Source organism: Bacillus sp. 166amftsu, assembly GCF_900107445.1.
Lineage (GTDB): Bacteria > Bacillota > Bacilli > Bacillales > Bacillaceae_G > Bacillus_A > Bacillus_A arachidis.
Map to the genome: position 1 here is coordinate 129,332 of NZ_FNQA01000003.1, position 17,215 is coordinate 146,546.

Below are 17,215 nucleotides of genomic sequence, written 5' to 3' on the forward strand. Positions count from 1 at the left end.
ACATTAACCTTCGATGGGACGGAACTCATGAACCCAAACTCTCATATTTGGCAGCCACGGCATGCCGGGGTGAAGAGACAGAATAGATTGCTTATATTCCTCCACATTCGCATAGCCTTCTTGACGGGCATGCTCATCAGTCAATTCGCCAAGTGACTGCGAATAGACCTTCTCCACAACATACCGGTGACCTTGAAGCTCCATCACTTCCCCGACATCCGCATATCTCCCGTTGCGGCGAGTAGCCGTTTTCTGTCCTGCAAGCACTTTTTCAATGTCCTCCTGAATCGTGATGAGACGTTCAATCGTACATGTTTTTGGTGGTAAAGCGTTCGTTTCATTTTGGTTTGTCATCTGGGTCACTCTCCTTTTTTCATTTAAGCATAAGCCCACTTTATCATATAAAAAAATTATTCTATAAAGCAAGTTTCTATTTAATAAGGGTAACAAACTTTCATACAATGTTTATACTGTAGATTTAAAATAAAGTTTGATAATTTATAATAAAGATTGATAAAGATAAATGGACTGATTTATAACCCAAATAGTGACAAACTATAACCGAAGCATTTACTCCAGCTGAAGCAGTAACAAAAAATATTATTGCACTAATTGAGTGCTTATCTTGAATAAGATTTAAATGAGGATTTTCAACAATCTGGCGTTGCATTTCCAGTTCCCCTCTGATACAGGTTGTACAACTTCTCAGCACGATAAATAAGGGGAACAGAAAAAATGATTACTAAGAAGATACCCCATTCATAAAGATTTTCATTTTTATTTATTATTTCACCACTGAAATGAAAAAGGCACCTTAAAGGTGCCTTTTTCTGACTTGATAACCACTTTAATTTTAATAATATAAGTGCTGGACTCCCATCCAATTACCATTTTACCATATTTATCTATATTATGTGTTAAAAAAATGAATTAAACATATTAAACAAGAGATTAATACCCATAAATATCTACTCCTGCTACAGCAACATATTCATTCTTTCCTGTAATTTCTCTTCAAACGTACGTAATGTTTCTTTTTAACTCGAGAAACTTCCATGTAATTTTTATTTTATTCAAAGTTGTAAATAATAAAAGGCAAACAAAAAAATCTATTTTTAATAAAAAGCCTAGCAAAACCCCATTATATTAAATTAAAATATCTATATATTGTAAACAACAAGATAGGGAGCTTTTAGATGAACAAGAAAAAGCTAGGTTTATTAATTTTATTAATCATTATTCTTGGGTTTGTATTTCCTCTTTCACCTTATTTAACAGATTTAAATCATACAGAACAAAAGTTATATAATGAATTACAAAAATCCCAAGATATTTATACACTAAAAGAGCAAGAACCTAAAACAGTAGTAAGATTATATTTACATTCGATACAAGAAAAAAATTATGAAACAACTTATCTTTTCTATAAAAATGACAAAAAAATGACCGGAGAAAAGAAACAATTTTTAAAAGAGGCACCTAAATTTCATGAAACAATTCTATCATCTTTTAAATTTGCAAGATCATCCGTAATAATAGACAAAGATTATAAGGATTCCGCCGTTATTAATATGCCCCCATGGATAGGTACAGACATTCAATTCCATATGTATCAAAAAAATGGAACATGGTTTATATACGACGTTCCTTTTCAATAATTGAATAATATATATTATTGATCTAAAAAAAAAGAATCTCGGGATTTCTTTATTTTTGAATGTAAACGTTTATTTAGAAGTTTATTTCCAAGTACAACTAAAAGAGACCGCATTAACTGAATAGGCTGTCTCTTTTAGTTCATCTAATCTTCAAATATAAATAATTCATCAATAGTTGTTCCTAATACTTTTGCTATATCATGAGCTAATTGTAAAGAAGGATTATACCTTCCCTTTTCTAAATGACTTATCGTTTCACGTCGAACTCCTACAGCATCCGCCAGATCGCTTTGTTTCATATCTATTTTAGCTCGAAACTCCTTAATTCGTGTTTTAAATGCCATTCGTTTAAATCTCCTCCTCTATATTTTTATCGTAATAATATAAAGAGAATTGGAACGTTAAAAATAAACATCCAAATAGAATTGCAACATCTAATTCTTTTAACCAATGATTTGAAAGTAAAATTTCAATAGGAATAAACACCACTAATAATAATAAAGTCACAACAAAAGCATTTCTACAAGACTTATTAACAATATTCTCAAACATTTCATCATGTCTTACCATTCGATAATTTCTAAAACATAAGAAAAACCAAAACATGTTAAACAATTGAGTTTCATAAAACCCTAATAAACCTAATATACCAACAAAACCTAAATATCTTACCCAAGTTGTTTTCACTTTAAATCCCCCTAAATGATATATTTATAACAAAAAGTTATATTTTTCGCACTTTATGTTATAAATATATCACAATTTATACAAAAAAAAATCTAAATATCCAATTCTTTTTTGTATACTACAACTATAAATATGAATGTAAACGTTTATTTATTAGTTTATATTCATTTCACCTTAATCATTGACTTCACAACAAACCCATTGATGTCCAATCCATCCGAACAAAAGGTAAGAGAACGTTCTGATACCTTCACGACATTTTTATTCTTCTCTAGCCGTTTCATTTGAATTTCATTAAAAATAATTTTACCCATTTCCCGTACCTTACTTTTATCATTGTTTTCATTATAACAAGGAATAGGTGCAAAAACACAAAGACCCCCGAATCATGGACTTTTTTAAGTGTCCACGATTCGGGGTACAGTTCATCCTGTGAAGAGATTCTTCTTTCATATAATACATACCTATTTAAAGTAAAAACTAATATATGTAAAAATCAATAATAGTGAAAAAATCATATTTTTTTTATAGTATTAGCCCCACCTACGCTAAATACCTTGACAGCCACGCGTGCCATCCAACCCATTATTATTATAAAGGAAAACGCTTACATTGTAAAGAATTTCCTAATCACTAATAATAAAACGCATAGATACTATAATTGACAATTAAGTTTCTAACATACTTCATCATCTAAGCATATGCCAATTGGGATATACCCCTAAACTGAAAAAAGAGGTTCTTTTATTTTAAAGGACCTCTTTGAAATAAATGTATCAATTTTCGATGAGCAATTATTACTTTCCTAATAATTCTAATGATAATTTCCTAACTGTTGTAGCCACGCACTTGCTTATTTTTTTCTCCCGTTGTTACTGTTATTGTTTCATTTTTTCTGCACCTGCAAATAATTTATTCACATAATTATTAATATCTTCCCATTTATCACTAGCTGTATTCAAATCCTCTTCCATAAATGTAAAATCATCACGGTTCATTTTTTCAACTCTAGTCAACAATTTACTATATTTACTTCCTATTGTATGCCACTGATTCGATATATTCTGAAGAGCAGTAATTGCTGTATCAATTGTATCAGACATATGTGCAGTTTTATTTTTAGCATCTGTTAAAATAGCCACTTCTTGCTGTGCTCCAGAAATCCTAGACTGTAATTTTTGTATTTCTTGCTCTGCAGATGAAATATTGCTTTTAGCGGTAGCAATCATTGCTATACTAGCTCCAAAAGTGAATAATACCAAGACTCCTCCAGCAATAATCATATCATTACTTTTCTTAATGAGATCGTTATAACTATTGATTTGATGCTGTAAATACGGAATGCCAGCATTTGTACTTTCTAAAATAGATGTCAATTGGTTTGAGTCATCTTTGAAACTTCTTGTATCTTCTAACATTTTATTTCGAAATGCCTTCAGTTTTTTTAGTAATTCATCCACTTCATTGGTGTTATTCAAAATACTATGATGCAATGTTTCTAATTCATTTTTAAAGCTTACTGTGTCCTGTTGATTTATAGCAGCTAGTAAATTCTTATAATGTATTTGAAATGCTTTATTATAATCCACAATATGTTGAGCGTTTTTCATAATATGTGGGTTTAAGTCTTCTAACCAATATGTTGCATTCGTTTGTGCATCTTTTTGATGTTTGATCATGTTTGCTCGCAAATCACCATTTATAGAGCTGATTCCACTCAGGTCCGTTTGTTGTTGCTTAAGAAGTGTTTGGGCATATGAATCCATAACAAATGTATTAGCTGCCATTTGGCCTATTGCTTCTTTAAATCCCTCAGGAACAAGAGAAGTTTCACTATTGCTTTCTTGCTGTTGTGATTGTCCGGTTTGTTCTGCTGCTAAAGTATGAAGTGGCATTACACTACTTGTTGCCATTCCGGTAATAGCCATAGATAAAGCAATTTTCTTATATAATTTTTTATTCATCATTTCTCACCTTCTCTTTCATATGTATCACGGATTTTATGGAATTCATAAGGTTTTATCACTTACTACAAACACGTTATAATTCTTGTAAAAAAAGTACCTTTTGAATCTATATAGATTTAAATAAAGTTTATAAGGGCTCTTCTATAATTCGTATCTAGTTAAATCTCTATATAGGAAATCTCCTGCTCAAGATTGAACAGGAGACTCGCATCACTTATCTTTTACGCTGATAAATTCTTTTATTTCGAATAATTTTATTTTCTAACCTTTTTTGAGTAAATATTACTAGTTATTCTCTGCTACTTTAATTTCACTATTTTGAATATCTTCAGCATACTTTTGAATTTTTTCCCAACTATCGTTTGCTGTCTGGAGATTTTCTTTTATAAATCCAAGCTGGTTTGGTTTAACTTTGTTAACGTTTTTAAGTAAAGAATTATATTTTGATCCCATTGTTTGCCACTGGTTTGAAATATTTTGAAGTGAATCAATAGCAATATCAATAGTCTCTGATAAACTTTCAGTTTGCTTTTTAAGATTTGTTAATCCAACTACCTGTAATTTTATGTTTGAAATATCCCCAGTGAGTTTTTGAATATCTCCCTGCGCTCTATCAATTTCTTGTTTTGCTAACACAACTCCTGTTACACCCAGTGCCGTAGCGCCTACACCGACTGTAATAAGTACAGCGCCCGCTTTAGCTCCTACACCAGTAGCAATTAATGCTACACCACCTATAATAGCCATTGGGCCTAGAGCTGTTGATACAGATGCTGAAATAAGAATTGCATTATTTTTATTAATGCTCTCCATATTTGCCGAGATTTGTTTTTCTAGAAGAGGTATTCCAGCATCTTGACTAGCTAAAACAGACGTGATTTGGTTGGCATCGTCTTTAAAGCTTTGTGTATCAGATGCCATTTTGCTACGGAAACTTTTCAGCTGTTTCACTAGATCGTCTACTTCTTTTTTATTAGCTGAAATACTTTCAGTTAATTGTGTAAGTCCAGCCGTTAGTTTTTCTGTGTCCCCTTTTTCTACAGCTATATCTACAGCATTTTGTAAAGTCTTATAATAATTTTTAAATTGGTCACTGTAATTGATGATATTCTCGTTTGTAGAAATTAGTTGTGGTTTTAGAGTATCTAACCATTCATTCGCATTTCCTCTAGCAAGTTTTTGATGTTCAATGATTTTTGCTTTTAAAGCATCGTCAATTGTAGTTATATCATTAAAATTAGCATTAGCTTGCTTAAGAATTGTTAAAGCATACAAATCCATTGTCAAAACATTTGACCCTGTTTTTTCTAATGCTTCTCTAAGACCATCTGGTCCTAATGAATACTCAGCATGCGTGCCTGTTGCATCAGTTGCCTTAGCATGAACAGCAGCTGGTTTTGCTGTATTTTCCGCTGCAGAAGCATATGTCGGCATGATATTAGCTGCTGCCATTGTTGCTATTAATGTGGATAAAGCCATTACTTTATAAGGTTTTTTTGCCATGTTTTTCTCTCCTTATATGATTCAAGTTAGTCTTCATTCTAAAATGAAGCTTAGTTTACTTTTACTTTTGTAACGAATTCTTCATATTGAGTTGTTTGCTTATTCAATTCATCATTCAATTTTTTAAGCTGTGTTAATTGTGTTTGTAATGCCATTGAATCAATCTTTGCATCTGCATCCGAATTAATCTTCATTTGAGTCATTGTTTCATTTAACGCTTTCCAATCTTTCACTAAAACGTCAAAAGTCTTAAGTTGTCTCTTAATTAAACTTGTAAAGCTACCTACTTGATCTTCAATAAGAGTAATTTGAGTTGCTTGAATTTCATTTTGTGATAACTTTTGTATTAATGGGATTAATTGTTGTCTTTTTTGTTTAATATTATTACTAGCTTCTCGTATATGAGCATCTGATGAATTTTCAATTGTGTCACCAAGGCTTTCAATAGAACTAAATTCTATTGTTTTAGTTTCAAGTGCTGTTTTACTAATCTCAACAGCCTGCTTTCCAACGCTCAAAGAAGTTCCTCTAATTTCTTTTGCTCGATTTAAAATTTTTGTAAGTTCATTTTGAATCTCTTCTTGAATTTGTTTAATTTGTGCTCTTAGTTGTGCAATCTCTCCATTTGAACCATTTAAAGATTCAATAGCTGTGTTAGCTCTTTTAGTAAGACTTTCGCTATCTTGAACCAATTCATCTTTATACCAGTTTAAGTCTACTGAAGTTTGTCCCATATCATCTTGAATCGTTTGCACTTCTTCTTGAAGTGCATTGAAAGCACTTACAAATTCTTCTTTTGCTTTCTGATCTTCATTCACTTTTCCAGCTAATTCATTTAATTTACTATAATAGTTATTAAACATTGTACTAAATGACATCATTTCTTGATTTAAGTTGAAGATTTTAGGATTATATTCATCCATCCAGTCTTGAACATGTTTTCTTGCAATTTTTTGATCAGTGTTTAAACTACTCATAGCATTTACTTTAAAGTCTGGTTGTTTTAAGATAACTAATCCATATCCTTGTATTAAAGGAGTGTTTGAGCCCAGTGATCTGATTGAATTTGATAGTGTATTCACAGCAAGAAAGTTCTGAACACTTGTTTGTTTAAATTGAGGTTGCTTACTTTCTGCAGCATAAGCATTTACAGGTGTGAAACAGCTTGTGGATACTGCTGTAGCCAATAAACCTGCGACTAACGTTTTTTTCATGTTAATTCCTCCTATTGGTTAATATCTCTTGATAAAACATTTAGATTAAACTCTAAGTGTTTTATTCTATTTTTAGAAAAACGACTTTATAACTAATTATCTGTATAAATGGTTATTTTGATGTTAATTACGAGAATGTAATTGTAGATTATAACTATCTGTACATATTACTTCTCTATAAAACTATCCCTCTTGGAAGCTTCATCAAAGATAAATAAAAATTTTGATCTCTTTTTTGCATCTTATGAGTTGTAAGGACCTTACACCCTTATTAAAACACTAAGTTTTTTATAAGTAAATCATAGAATTACATAATAATACTTAATCACCTTAAAATTTATTTATTTAAACAAAAAAGAATTGTTATACTAAAAAAACTATTGTTAAACATCATTTAAGTAATCAAAACAATTACAACTTGATATTTCTATATCGAAATGAATTTTTAAAATTTAACTAGATTAAGTTTATTATAAAGAAAATATTTATAGTATAATTTAACACCATACCTCACACTATGATCCTTTATTTGGATATGCAGAATTACATGAAAATAAGCACTTTTAGTTAATAACTTTATAACAGATTTATAACGATTTTAAATAAAACACTGCTCACAAAAAACACATTACACAATTATCCGTTAGAAAAATGTCGATTTTATCAGAATTTTGTATTTTTTTGTTGTTTTATTTTATTATTAATGTTAAACTTATACTCACAAAGAGAGAGTAAATAGGCACCCTTAGTGATTTAAATTTCTGATTTTTCAGTTTTCATTTTTGTTTTTTGTCAGTTTGTTCCATTCCTTTTGATTGGCATGTTTGTGTATTGCTTTCCTACTCTTTCTTTGTTGTACCCTCCAGAAGAAAACAATTTGTTCCTATCCAAATTGTTTTCTTCTATGATTATCTAATCGAGTATTTTTAAAACGATGAAGATAATTTATGGAAAAGTTATTCTACAAATTTCATTCAAAAGATTTAGCTATATTTAAATGAAATATGAAATGTATCAAGTACTTAGTTTTTTAATCTACTTAAGAGGTATGTCCTATAATTTTTTTAGGAGTCATACTCAATGCAATTTATACAAATGATTCATGTATTGGAAGTATGTTCGGTATATGAGTCATTTATATGGATTGCATTAAAAAAAGAGATCTTATAGAAATAAAAGATTTCTTTTTTATCTTTAGGGTATAAAGCTAATATGCTGAAGCATGTTAAAAACCTCGATATGAATCATACTAGATTATATACATGTATCGATATATAATTTTTACATATTTATACTAACTTAAATAACTAGAAAATTATTTGTCTTATTTTTTTACAAGCATAATTAAATGCACATTGCTTCTGTAACAACTTCCTCCTTTGTTGAAGTACTATGAAACTTACCAAGCAATAGAAGATCTAGCTAAAAATGTAACTTAGATTTAATTTCTTTGTGTCCACAATATTGATTCAAATTCAAACAGAACTAGACAAAATTAAAAGGCATAAATCCGGTTCAATACCGGACTTATGCCCAAGAAGCTACCTTTTTAATATTTACTAAGAGAATCGTACCAACGATAGTTGAAACAAAATAAATTATTTACACTCGCAATTACACTTATGCTGTTTAAAATCGATTACCATACGACCTTGAATCTTACCTTGTTCCATTTCTTCGAATACATCTTGTACATCATCTAATGGGCAAGTTTGAACAACCGGCACTACTTTTCCTTCTGCACCGAACATAAATGCCTCTTCTAAGTCCTTACGAGTACCAACTAGAGAACCAACTACTTCAATTCCGTCTAGTACAAGTCGTGGAATGTTTAAGTCCATAGTTTCTACTGGTAAACCTACCGCAACTACTTTTCCGCAAGCACGTACCGCATCAACTGCTGAGTTGAAGGCTACTTTAGAAACCGCTGTTACTACAGCAGCATAAGCGCCACCAATCGTCTCTTGAATAATCTTATCAGCAGGACCTTGAGTAATTGGATTGATAGTCATATCGGCACCAACCTCTTTAGCTAATGCTAATTTGTCATCATTGATATCTACTGCAATTACTTTTGCACCAAATACATTCTTAGCATATTGAATAGCGAGGTTACCTAATCCACCACAACCGTAAATTACGATAGGTTGACCAGGTTTAATGTTTGATACTTTAATAGCTTTGTATGTAGTTACGCCCGCACATGTGATTGATGATGCCCCAGCAGGATCTAATCCTTCTGGTACTTTTACCGCATAATCAGCAGTAACGATACATTGTTCAGCCATGCCGCCATCTACTGTATAACCAGCATTCTTAACTTCACGACAGAATGTTTCTCTACCAGTTACGCAATATTCACAACGTCCGCAAGATTGGAACATCCATGCGATACTTACACGATCCCCAATTTTAAGTGAAGTAACATCATCAGCAATTTTAGTTACAATACCTACACCCTCGTGACCAAGGATACGGCCATCTGTGTTACCAAAATCATGATTCGCAACGTGCAAGTCAGTATGACAAACTCCACAATACTCCACATCTACTAATGCTTCGCCTGAGCGTAACGGACGCAATTCTTTGTCAATAACATCAATGTTTGCTTTGCTGTTTTTATTAACCACTACTGCTTTCATATGTGATCTCCCCTTTAGTGTTTTAGAATTTTAATGCGTTCATCTCACAACTTTTGTTCTCACTGTTATGGCCAATTATTGTACCAAATTCAAGTGTTTAATCATCATTACTGGTTAATCATAACATAAAATTTGGAAGAAACTTTGTGGAATAGTGAACAATATTTGAAGTTTTATATAAGGTGTTTTCGATGCTGATTTGTTTAATCAAGAAACAATATCACAGTACCAGTTAAGTTATCTTGAAAACATGACAAATAATTAAAGCACGGACAATTTTTCCGCGCTTTTCCAAACACATATTTTATTTCGGAAGATTTAGTTGCCACGAGACACCGAACCGATGGTGTACTTATCCTAACTGGCGTTTAAATGCTTTATTGGCAAAGAAGTAAGCGAGGACCATAATGCCTACGCACCAAGCAAGCGCGATCCAAATATCGTTGCCAACAGGCCCTTGATACAAGAGGGCACGAATCGCATTCACGATTGAAGTCACGGGCTGGTTCTCAGCGAACGCACGGACAATTTTAGGCATGGTTTCGGTGGGGACAAAGGCCGAACTGATAAACGGCAGGAAAATCAGCGGGTACGAGTAGGCTGTCGCCCCCTCCATAGATCTCGCGGTCAATCCGGGAATGACCGCCAGCCATGTCAGCGCCAGCGTAAACAGCCCGAGTATCCCAGCTACCGCGAGCCAATCCAGGATATCCGCGCTGGAACGGAAGCCCATCAAGAGCGCGACGAGGATAATCACCACGATAGTAAGCAGATTGGAAACAAGCGAGGTCAATACGTGAGCCCACAATACCGACGAGCGCTTGATGGGCATGGTAATGAAACGCGCCATCAGCCCGCTCTTTACATCCGTAAACAGCCGGACGGAAGTGTAAGCAACGCCGGATGCGATAGCCATCAGCAAGATTCCCGGCAATAAATAATTGACGTAGTTGTCCGTCCCTGTCTCTATGGCCCCGCCAAATACGTAGACAAACAGCAGCATCATCATAATCGGCGTAATCGCCACCGTGATAATCGTATCCGGACTGCGCATGATGTTGCGCATTAAACGCCCTAGTAATACCCCTGTTTTACTTTTCATTTACATCTCCTCCTTTTTGCTGATAATCGCGAGGAAAATTTCCTCCAATGTCGGCTGCTTCTCGATGTACTCCACTTTCGCTGGCGGGAACCTCTCTTTGAGTTCGGTAAGGGTACCGGTCGTGATGATTTTCCCACCATGTAGGATGGCGATACGGTCCGCCAGTTGTTCAGCTTCCTCCAGGTACTGGGTTGTAAGCAAGATGGTTGTGCCGCCGTCGGCCAGCTTCTTGACAGTATCCCACACTTCAATTCGCGCTTCGGGATCAAGCCCTGTCGTCGGTTCGTCGAGAAAAATGACTGCTGGCGTCCCGATCAGGCTCATGGCAATGTCAAGCCGGCGCTTCATCCCGCCGGAATACGTATCTGCCCGGCGATTTGCCGCATCGGTTAGGCTGAATCTTGCAAGCAGATTATCGGCGACTTGAGCGGGATTGGAGACTCCACGCAACTTGGCGATCATCATTAGGTTTTCCCGCCCGGTGAGCATGCCGTCTAAAGCTGCAAACTGCCCTGTTAGGCTGATACTTTGGCGAACATGATCTGGTTGGCGCTGGACGTTAAAGCCACAAATACCTACTTCACCGTCATCGGGCTTCATCAGTGTCGAGAGGATGTTGACCGTCGTCGTCTTGCCCGCTCCATTTGAGCCCAGCAGTGCGAAAATGGAGCCACGCTGCACCTCAAAATCCACCCCCTTTAAGACTTCCTTGTCTTTAAAGGATTTTTTTAACCCTTTTACAGAAATCGCTGCATTGCTCATACTTTTTTCCTCCTTATAAAAAGCGCTTTGCGGAGCAGATTGCCTATACTCTTCTATCTAGTCTGACTGATAATCTGTATTACTTAGTACCGTGTTAAAAGTATAACTGAATAGCGATGGCAGTAATTCACATTTGTAACCAGCTAATCAGTCGGTACTATTTATTAAATTTATTTTTTTCTCAACCGCTTCATGATACTTTGATTCAAATCTTCACGATACTTGGAGACATATGTTTTAGCATTTGCCACTAATTCGTCAGCAAAGGACGCCACGTCGTCCCCAGTGATTTCCAGCACTTGTCTCCCTTCCGCCGCACCGGCTTCGAACAAATCGATTAATTCATACTGTATGTGTAGCATATCCATCCCGTTTCCCGCTGAGAAATTCCACATATAGTTTTGAATTTTCTTAAATACAAACTGGTAGTCCTCTGGCAGGGCTCCAACCCGTGCCATCATCATTTTGTACTCTTTTTTATCACCAATCATTTTTTTGAACATTTCCATCATGTTATTTTCCTCCTTTTTTATAAAGCTTCATAAGACCCTCCAAAAATATCGGATGGAATATCTTATGAAGCTAGATTGACTTCAAGACGTTTATTTTTGATGATACAAAATCCCATTTTTTCCAAAACAATTCAAGTTCCTGGCGACCAGCCTCATTAAGTGAGTAAAACTTGCGGGGCGGCCCCATATCTGACGGTTTCTTTTCTATATTCACAAGTTTTTTCTTTTCTAATCGCACAAGGATAGTATAGACCGTCCCTTCCACAACTTCGGTAAACCCAAGCTCGTTCAGGTGGCGGGTAATCTCGTAGCCATAGGTTTCATGGCGGCTGATGATTTCCAGCACACACCCTTCCAGTGAACCTTTCAGCATTTCAGTTAAATTTTCCATGTTAAGTTCCTCCTCTACCTCCTCTATTCTGTCTGACTTATATTCATTATTACAGAGTACCAAGGCGAATTTTTTACTGAATAGCTTTTGAGAAGATACACTATTCAGCATCACTTATTACAAGTACATTGTATCACCGAGTAGCATGGGTGTCAACTGGATTTTCTAAATATTTTTAAAAACAACTATCCCCATTGTTGTCTCCTACCTTTTTTGTAACTCCTTTTATTTCTTCCCAATTATTCACTAAAAATCCGTAGATCTTTTTAACTACCATAGGATCATCTTACGTTCTTATATTCGGAAATTTATCGTATAACGAATCAGAAACCACAATCGTAGCACTATTCTTAATAGGAAAAGTTAAGTGTAGTATAGCTTTGTTTACTTTTAAAAATACAACTTCTTTTTTAACATACGAATTTCATACACACTCAACTGTGAAAATAAAAAGTGTGTTCCTATAACTACACAAGCTACCCCTGCAACTAAATAGGTCATAACAAAGTTTCTTTTAGTGGTGAATTTTATTCAACTAAAGTATTCACTCCATCAAGAAGAAAATAAGCCAGATCCCGATATCGGAAGTACAAATAAAGGCCCAAGAATTTATAGATTCTTGGGCCTTTATTTGTGGTAATGTCTAGCTATCCGTATTCACTCTAAAGAGATGGTCGAGTTCCGATTACAACAGTAGCATCCAGTTCGTCACAATTTTTCACCTGTGGGATTAGCCCGTTTTGAGCAAATATCTCAACAGTTTGCAATGCCTGTCGTTGGCTAGTCTCAACAAGTAGATGACTATCGGGTGCCAGCCAGAGTGATGCCTCAGCAGCTACCCGTCGCTGGACATCTAGTCCTTCCGCTCCCCCGTCGAGTGCCACCCTTGCCTCATATTTTCGGGCCTCTCGAGGTAACAGCTTAATTGCCTCTGTAGGTACGTAGGGTGCGTTTGCGACCAAAATACGGACGCACCCACGCAGTTTAGTTGGAAGTGGATGGTAGAGATCACCTTGGTACACATTACCTTTGACCCAATTAATATTGTTACGAGCACATCTCACTGAGGCTGAATCTATGTCGACTGCATACAACTCGACCTCACCTAGAACTCTAGCCAGTGCAGCGCCCACCGCACCTGTACCACAGCATAAATCAACTATGATAGCTCCTGGCATAGCAAGGTAAGCTGCCTGTTGGACAAGAAACTCGGTACGGCGGCGAGGAACGAAAACTCCTGGTTCCACAGCTATCCGAGTACCACAGAAATCTGCCCAACCAATGATGTGTTCCAATGGAAAACCAGCTACTCGTCGTTCCACCATGTCGGTGAGTATTTCCTGTGTTTGTGCCTCTGAGATAAGCAATTGCGCCTCATCTTCTGCAAAAACACAACCGGCAGTCCGAAGCCTGGTTATTATACATTTTTCTGTTTCCGCGTCTATATAAAAATCGAATTTCTTTCCCATTCATTCACCACTCTTGATACCTTTTTAAGTTTATTATTAATAATTCTCTAAAGGTTGGAGAACCCCTGTTTCAACTGCCTTATATTTAAATAAAAAGATCGTATACAATATACATATGAAGTTTACATAACGCACATTATTGATAGTATCCAAGAAAGCTAGCTTTGTCGTTTTGGGGTAATTCTGAATTCTTAAGTTGATGGCGATGGGGTACTGACGGAAAAACGCGGATTTTATAAGATAAGACATTTCCTAACAATGAAATTTCAGCTTTGCTACTGTAAAAAAACAACTAGCTCCCCCGTAAGAGGTGCTAGTTGACGTAAAATTCGTTCTCGGAAGTTCTACACTTTATGCTTGGGATCGAAATCTAGCTACTTCAAAATGTGTTAGTTCAGATTACGAAGGTCAGGCGCAGTGTTTTAATATAGAGTTGGAGTCGGAGGAGAACAATGGAAGGAAACAATATCGCTTAAAGCAACCGAATAATGATTCCATCTTCCGCCGAAAAACCTATAGCCGTAAATTCTTGATTCCCCGACAGTCGTTAAAAAAAACCAGAAATTGTCTCCGTTTCTAAGCCGCAAATACGTGAACCGATACAAACAATTTTGAAGCCCCCAAGGATTCAGGGTATAAGGTGGCATTTGTCGTATATATATCATGATTCGAAGTTCACTCCTTATTTTTAAAATTAGACTTATAACTAGTTTATGCTCAGGGGCAAAGCTTAGATTGGATGTATGCCTAGTAGCCTACCTAAATTCAATTTTGAATGTATATAGTATATAACATAACGCATCATTATCAGTAGCAAGGACAACGGAGAATCCTTTGATGTCATTAGGTTTTTTCGTTTTCTCTCTTTATCATCCTAGACATGATTTTATACAATACTGATTTAATGCAGTTTATTGTGTTTGATTTTGGCTGTTTTGGTGCAGAAACTTGTATAAAATGTTGCATATTTTTTAAGGGGAATTTACGTTAAACAATATTATATATCCCAAATAAAGACACTCCTTTGAGAAAAGAAGTGTCTTTATTTGGGATATATTAAGAAGATCGATATTTAGTAAGATGGAGATAATCATTTTAGGGGTACTGCCATATCGTTATCAACCTAAGATTTTAAAGTACCCCCTAAATGGAAAATCTGTGTTTTTCATTTCACAAACTCAAAGTAAAATAGCCCATAGAACCACATATTCGCTCACATTCTCTATAGAATCTCATCTATTATGAAATAAACAAAGCCTCTTCCTGCATCCCTTCTACACTGATATTTCCAAAACAACTTTTGCACCACACAGCTTTTCTGAATTACTTAAGTGAATATTTCCACCATGCTGCTTTGCAAAGTTTTTCGCAATATATAGTCCGATTCCATGATGATGTTTTGAGTTTCTACTTTTATCGCCTCTAAAAAATTGCTCTGTAGCTGAACTTATTTCTTCCTTTGTAAAGCCTCTTCCTGCATCCTCGATAATGAACTGGACCTTACTATTACTAGTTTCAACTGTGAACAGTAAATCACCATTTACCGGGGAATATTCAATGGCATTCATCATCACATTCATAATGGCCCTTTTTAAAACAACCTCATCAGCATAAATAAAATTCGGTATATCCTTAACCTCTTTCATTACATGTAACTGTTTGTCCAAAGCACAAATTGCACTTTCTTCTATAATATGATCAATAAAGTTTTGGAGTTCTATTTGCTTAAATTGAAGTGAAGTAACTTCCTCACATTTCGTAATGTCGAGAAAAGATTGCATATACATCTCCATTTCAGCAACACTTTTCAAAATATGCTCATTACATTTCCCCTGATCCGAATCCAGCATAAATTCATTTAACAGCTCGGCATTCCCTCTCAATATCGTTAATGGAGTTTTGACATCATGTGCTAAAGCAGCAATCTGTTCCCTTCGATTCATTTCCATCTCCCACTGTTTACGTAAGGAATCGTTCAGTTCATCTTTCATTTTTACTAAGGAATCTAATATTTCATTCACTTCTATTATTCTAGATTGCTCTACTTGAAAATCTAAATCTTCCTTTTGAATTTTATCGGTTACCTTTTTCAAAATCAGCATTTCCTTTGACAATGATTTACCAAAAGAACGAGATAGAAATAACACTTCTAACGCAAATAATAGGATAAAAGAGATAATCAAAGAAATGTCCGGGATTGGTAAATACTTCTGCAACACAGGATTTTTATAACTCGTATGCAAAGTATATAAAACGACACAAATATCTTTATTTCGTTTTATAACTGCATAGTAGTATCCATCGCCACCTATTTCGTTGTTCTGTACGTTATCCCATATTTTCCTCGCATCATTTTTATGAATATTCCCTTGAATGATGTTTCCTGAAAAGTCATACACAGCATATTTATATTGTTTTAAAATTCGATCATCGCCCTGTTCTGCTTTTACTATGGCGTCTCTTTGCGATTCAATCTGTTTCTCATAATAATTTGCCGGAAGAATCATCCCCCTGTTAACTCCAATACTGAACAAACTAAGATGAAAAATGACTAAAGCAATTGTCCCTATTGAAAATGCGAAAATATACCGTATAAAAATTTTGCGGAGATTTATTTGTCTTTTCACTTTTTCCATTTATATCCGATTCCCCACACCGTTTCTATTGGATTCATGCCATACTTAGATAATTTATAGCGGATATTTTTAATATGTTCCACAATTACTAGATCATCACTTTCGCCATCATATCCAAAAACATTTTCATAAATCTTTTCTCTTGAAAATACTTGACCGTGATTGAGAGCTAAATATTCACAAATTCCATACTCGCTTTTCGTAAACGGGATAACTGTATCGTCATACCTTACTTCTTTGCATGATAGATTAAATGTAAGACCTGACAGAAAAAAGGCATTTTGCTTTTCCCTATGTTCACGTCTTACATGTGCTGACACTCTTGCACGCAATTCACCGATTCCAAAAGGCTTTGTAATATAGTCATCTCCGCCAAGGTTAAGACCTGTGATCAGATCCTTTTCCATTGTTTTAGCAGTTAGAAACACAATGGGACTATCCACCAAGTCCCTGATCTCCTTGCAAAGTGTAAATCCATCTATTTTTGGCATCATGACATCTAATAGAATTAAATCATAATGACAAAATTTGTTCTTGGAAATCGTAAGAGGATTACGAACGGCAGTTACCTCATGTCCTTCTTTCTCTAAAGCGCTTTTTATAATATAAAGAATGCCTTCTTCATCATCAATTGCTAATATTTTTGCCATACAGATCCCCTCCTCCTTTCAT

General features: G+C 34.9%; 17 protein-coding genes. 1 reads left to right on the forward strand and 16 read right to left on the reverse strand.

Annotation, left to right across the window (positions count from 1 at the left end; genetic code table 11):
• Window positions 1-3: 3 nt before the first annotated feature.
• Together BLV40_RS12105 and BLV40_RS27995 are read right to left on the reverse strand one after the other, a co-directional pair.
• Window positions 4-354 carry an ASCH domain-containing protein gene (locus BLV40_RS12105; RefSeq protein WP_016115601.1) on the reverse strand — a complete coding sequence of 117 codons (351 nt, stop codon included), beginning with the start codon at window positions 352-354 and terminating at the stop codon, window positions 4-6.
• A gap of 124 nt (window positions 355-478) precedes the next feature.
• Window positions 479-670 (reverse strand): hypothetical protein, encoded by a 192-nt coding sequence (locus BLV40_RS27995; protein WP_035415129.1) that lies wholly within the window; start codon window positions 668-670, stop codon window positions 479-481.
• A 526-nt stretch (window positions 671-1,196) separates the two neighbouring features.
• Here BLV40_RS27995 and BLV40_RS12115 point away from each other — a divergent pair.
• Window positions 1,197-1,658: a hypothetical protein gene (locus BLV40_RS12115; protein WP_090690330.1), complete on the forward strand. Its 462-nt coding sequence runs from the start codon at window positions 1,197-1,199 to the stop codon at window positions 1,656-1,658.
• A 143-nt stretch (window positions 1,659-1,801) separates the two neighbouring features.
• Here BLV40_RS12115 and BLV40_RS12120 read toward each other — a convergent pair whose 3' ends face one another.
• The 14 genes from BLV40_RS12120 to BLV40_RS12180 all read right to left on the reverse strand — a co-directional run bounded on the left by BLV40_RS12120 (window position 1,802) and on the right by BLV40_RS12180 (window position 17,193).
• Complete coding sequence (locus BLV40_RS12120) at window positions 1,802-2,002, reverse strand: helix-turn-helix transcriptional regulator (protein ID WP_090690333.1); 201 nt, start codon at window positions 2,000-2,002, stop codon at window positions 1,802-1,804.
• Between the two features lie 4 nt (window positions 2,003-2,006).
• Window positions 2,007-2,345, reverse strand: coding sequence for a DUF2178 domain-containing protein (locus tag BLV40_RS12125; protein WP_090690336.1), 339 nt, complete (start codon window positions 2,343-2,345; stop codon window positions 2,007-2,009).
• A 164-nt stretch (window positions 2,346-2,509) separates the two neighbouring features.
• A complete protein-coding gene (locus BLV40_RS28565) occupies window positions 2,510-2,659 on the reverse strand; it encodes a hypothetical protein (protein WP_170833649.1) in 150 nt (49 codons plus the stop codon).
• 564 nt (window positions 2,660-3,223) lie between these two features.
• Entirely contained in the window at window positions 3,224-4,309 is a 1,086-nt protein-coding gene (locus tag BLV40_RS12130; protein WP_026592413.1) for a non-hemolytic enterotoxin subunit C, read from the reverse strand.
• Between the two features lie 288 nt (window positions 4,310-4,597).
• Window positions 4,598-5,815 carry a non-hemolytic enterotoxin subunit B gene (locus BLV40_RS12135; protein ID WP_026592412.1) on the reverse strand — a complete coding sequence of 406 codons (1,218 nt, stop codon included), beginning with the start codon at window positions 5,813-5,815 and terminating at the stop codon, window positions 4,598-4,600.
• A gap of 50 nt (window positions 5,816-5,865) precedes the next feature.
• Complete coding sequence (locus BLV40_RS12140; protein WP_090690338.1) at window positions 5,866-7,029, reverse strand: non-hemolytic enterotoxin subunit A; 1,164 nt, start codon at window positions 7,027-7,029, stop codon at window positions 5,866-5,868.
• Between the two features lie 1,598 nt (window positions 7,030-8,627).
• Window positions 8,628-9,671, reverse strand: a complete 1,044-nt coding sequence (adhP, locus tag BLV40_RS12145; RefSeq protein WP_090690341.1) for an alcohol dehydrogenase AdhP — start codon at window positions 9,669-9,671, stop codon at window positions 8,628-8,630.
• 352 nt (window positions 9,672-10,023) lie between these two features.
• Entirely contained in the window at window positions 10,024-10,773 is a 750-nt protein-coding gene (locus tag BLV40_RS12150; RefSeq protein ID WP_090690345.1) for an ABC transporter permease, read from the reverse strand.
• Window positions 10,774-11,535: an ABC transporter ATP-binding protein gene (locus BLV40_RS12155; RefSeq protein WP_026592408.1), complete on the reverse strand. Its 762-nt coding sequence runs from the start codon at window positions 11,533-11,535 to the stop codon at window positions 10,774-10,776.
• A 170-nt stretch (window positions 11,536-11,705) separates the two neighbouring features.
• Window positions 11,706-12,047, reverse strand: coding sequence for a DUF1048 domain-containing protein (locus BLV40_RS12160; RefSeq protein WP_026592407.1), 342 nt, complete (start codon window positions 12,045-12,047; stop codon window positions 11,706-11,708).
• A gap of 70 nt (window positions 12,048-12,117) precedes the next feature.
• Window positions 12,118-12,438: a PadR family transcriptional regulator gene (locus BLV40_RS12165; RefSeq protein WP_017151750.1), complete on the reverse strand. Its 321-nt coding sequence runs from the start codon at window positions 12,436-12,438 to the stop codon at window positions 12,118-12,120.
• A 662-nt stretch (window positions 12,439-13,100) separates the two neighbouring features.
• On the reverse strand, window positions 13,101-13,907 hold the full coding sequence (locus BLV40_RS12170; RefSeq protein WP_090690348.1) for a putative protein N(5)-glutamine methyltransferase: 807 nt from the start codon (window positions 13,905-13,907) through the stop codon (window positions 13,101-13,103).
• A 1,274-nt stretch (window positions 13,908-15,181) separates the two neighbouring features.
• The gene (locus tag BLV40_RS12175; RefSeq protein WP_090690352.1) at window positions 15,182-16,543 is read right to left on the reverse strand and encodes a sensor histidine kinase; all 1,362 of its coding nucleotides are present in this window, start codon (window positions 16,541-16,543) and stop codon (window positions 15,182-15,184) included.
• On the reverse strand, window positions 16,531-17,193 hold the full coding sequence (locus BLV40_RS12180) for a response regulator transcription factor (RefSeq protein ID WP_090690355.1): 663 nt from the start codon (window positions 17,191-17,193) through the stop codon (window positions 16,531-16,533). Before BLV40_RS12180 ends, BLV40_RS12175 begins: the two co-directional genes overlap by 13 nt.
• Window positions 17,194-17,215 lie beyond the last annotated feature (22 nt).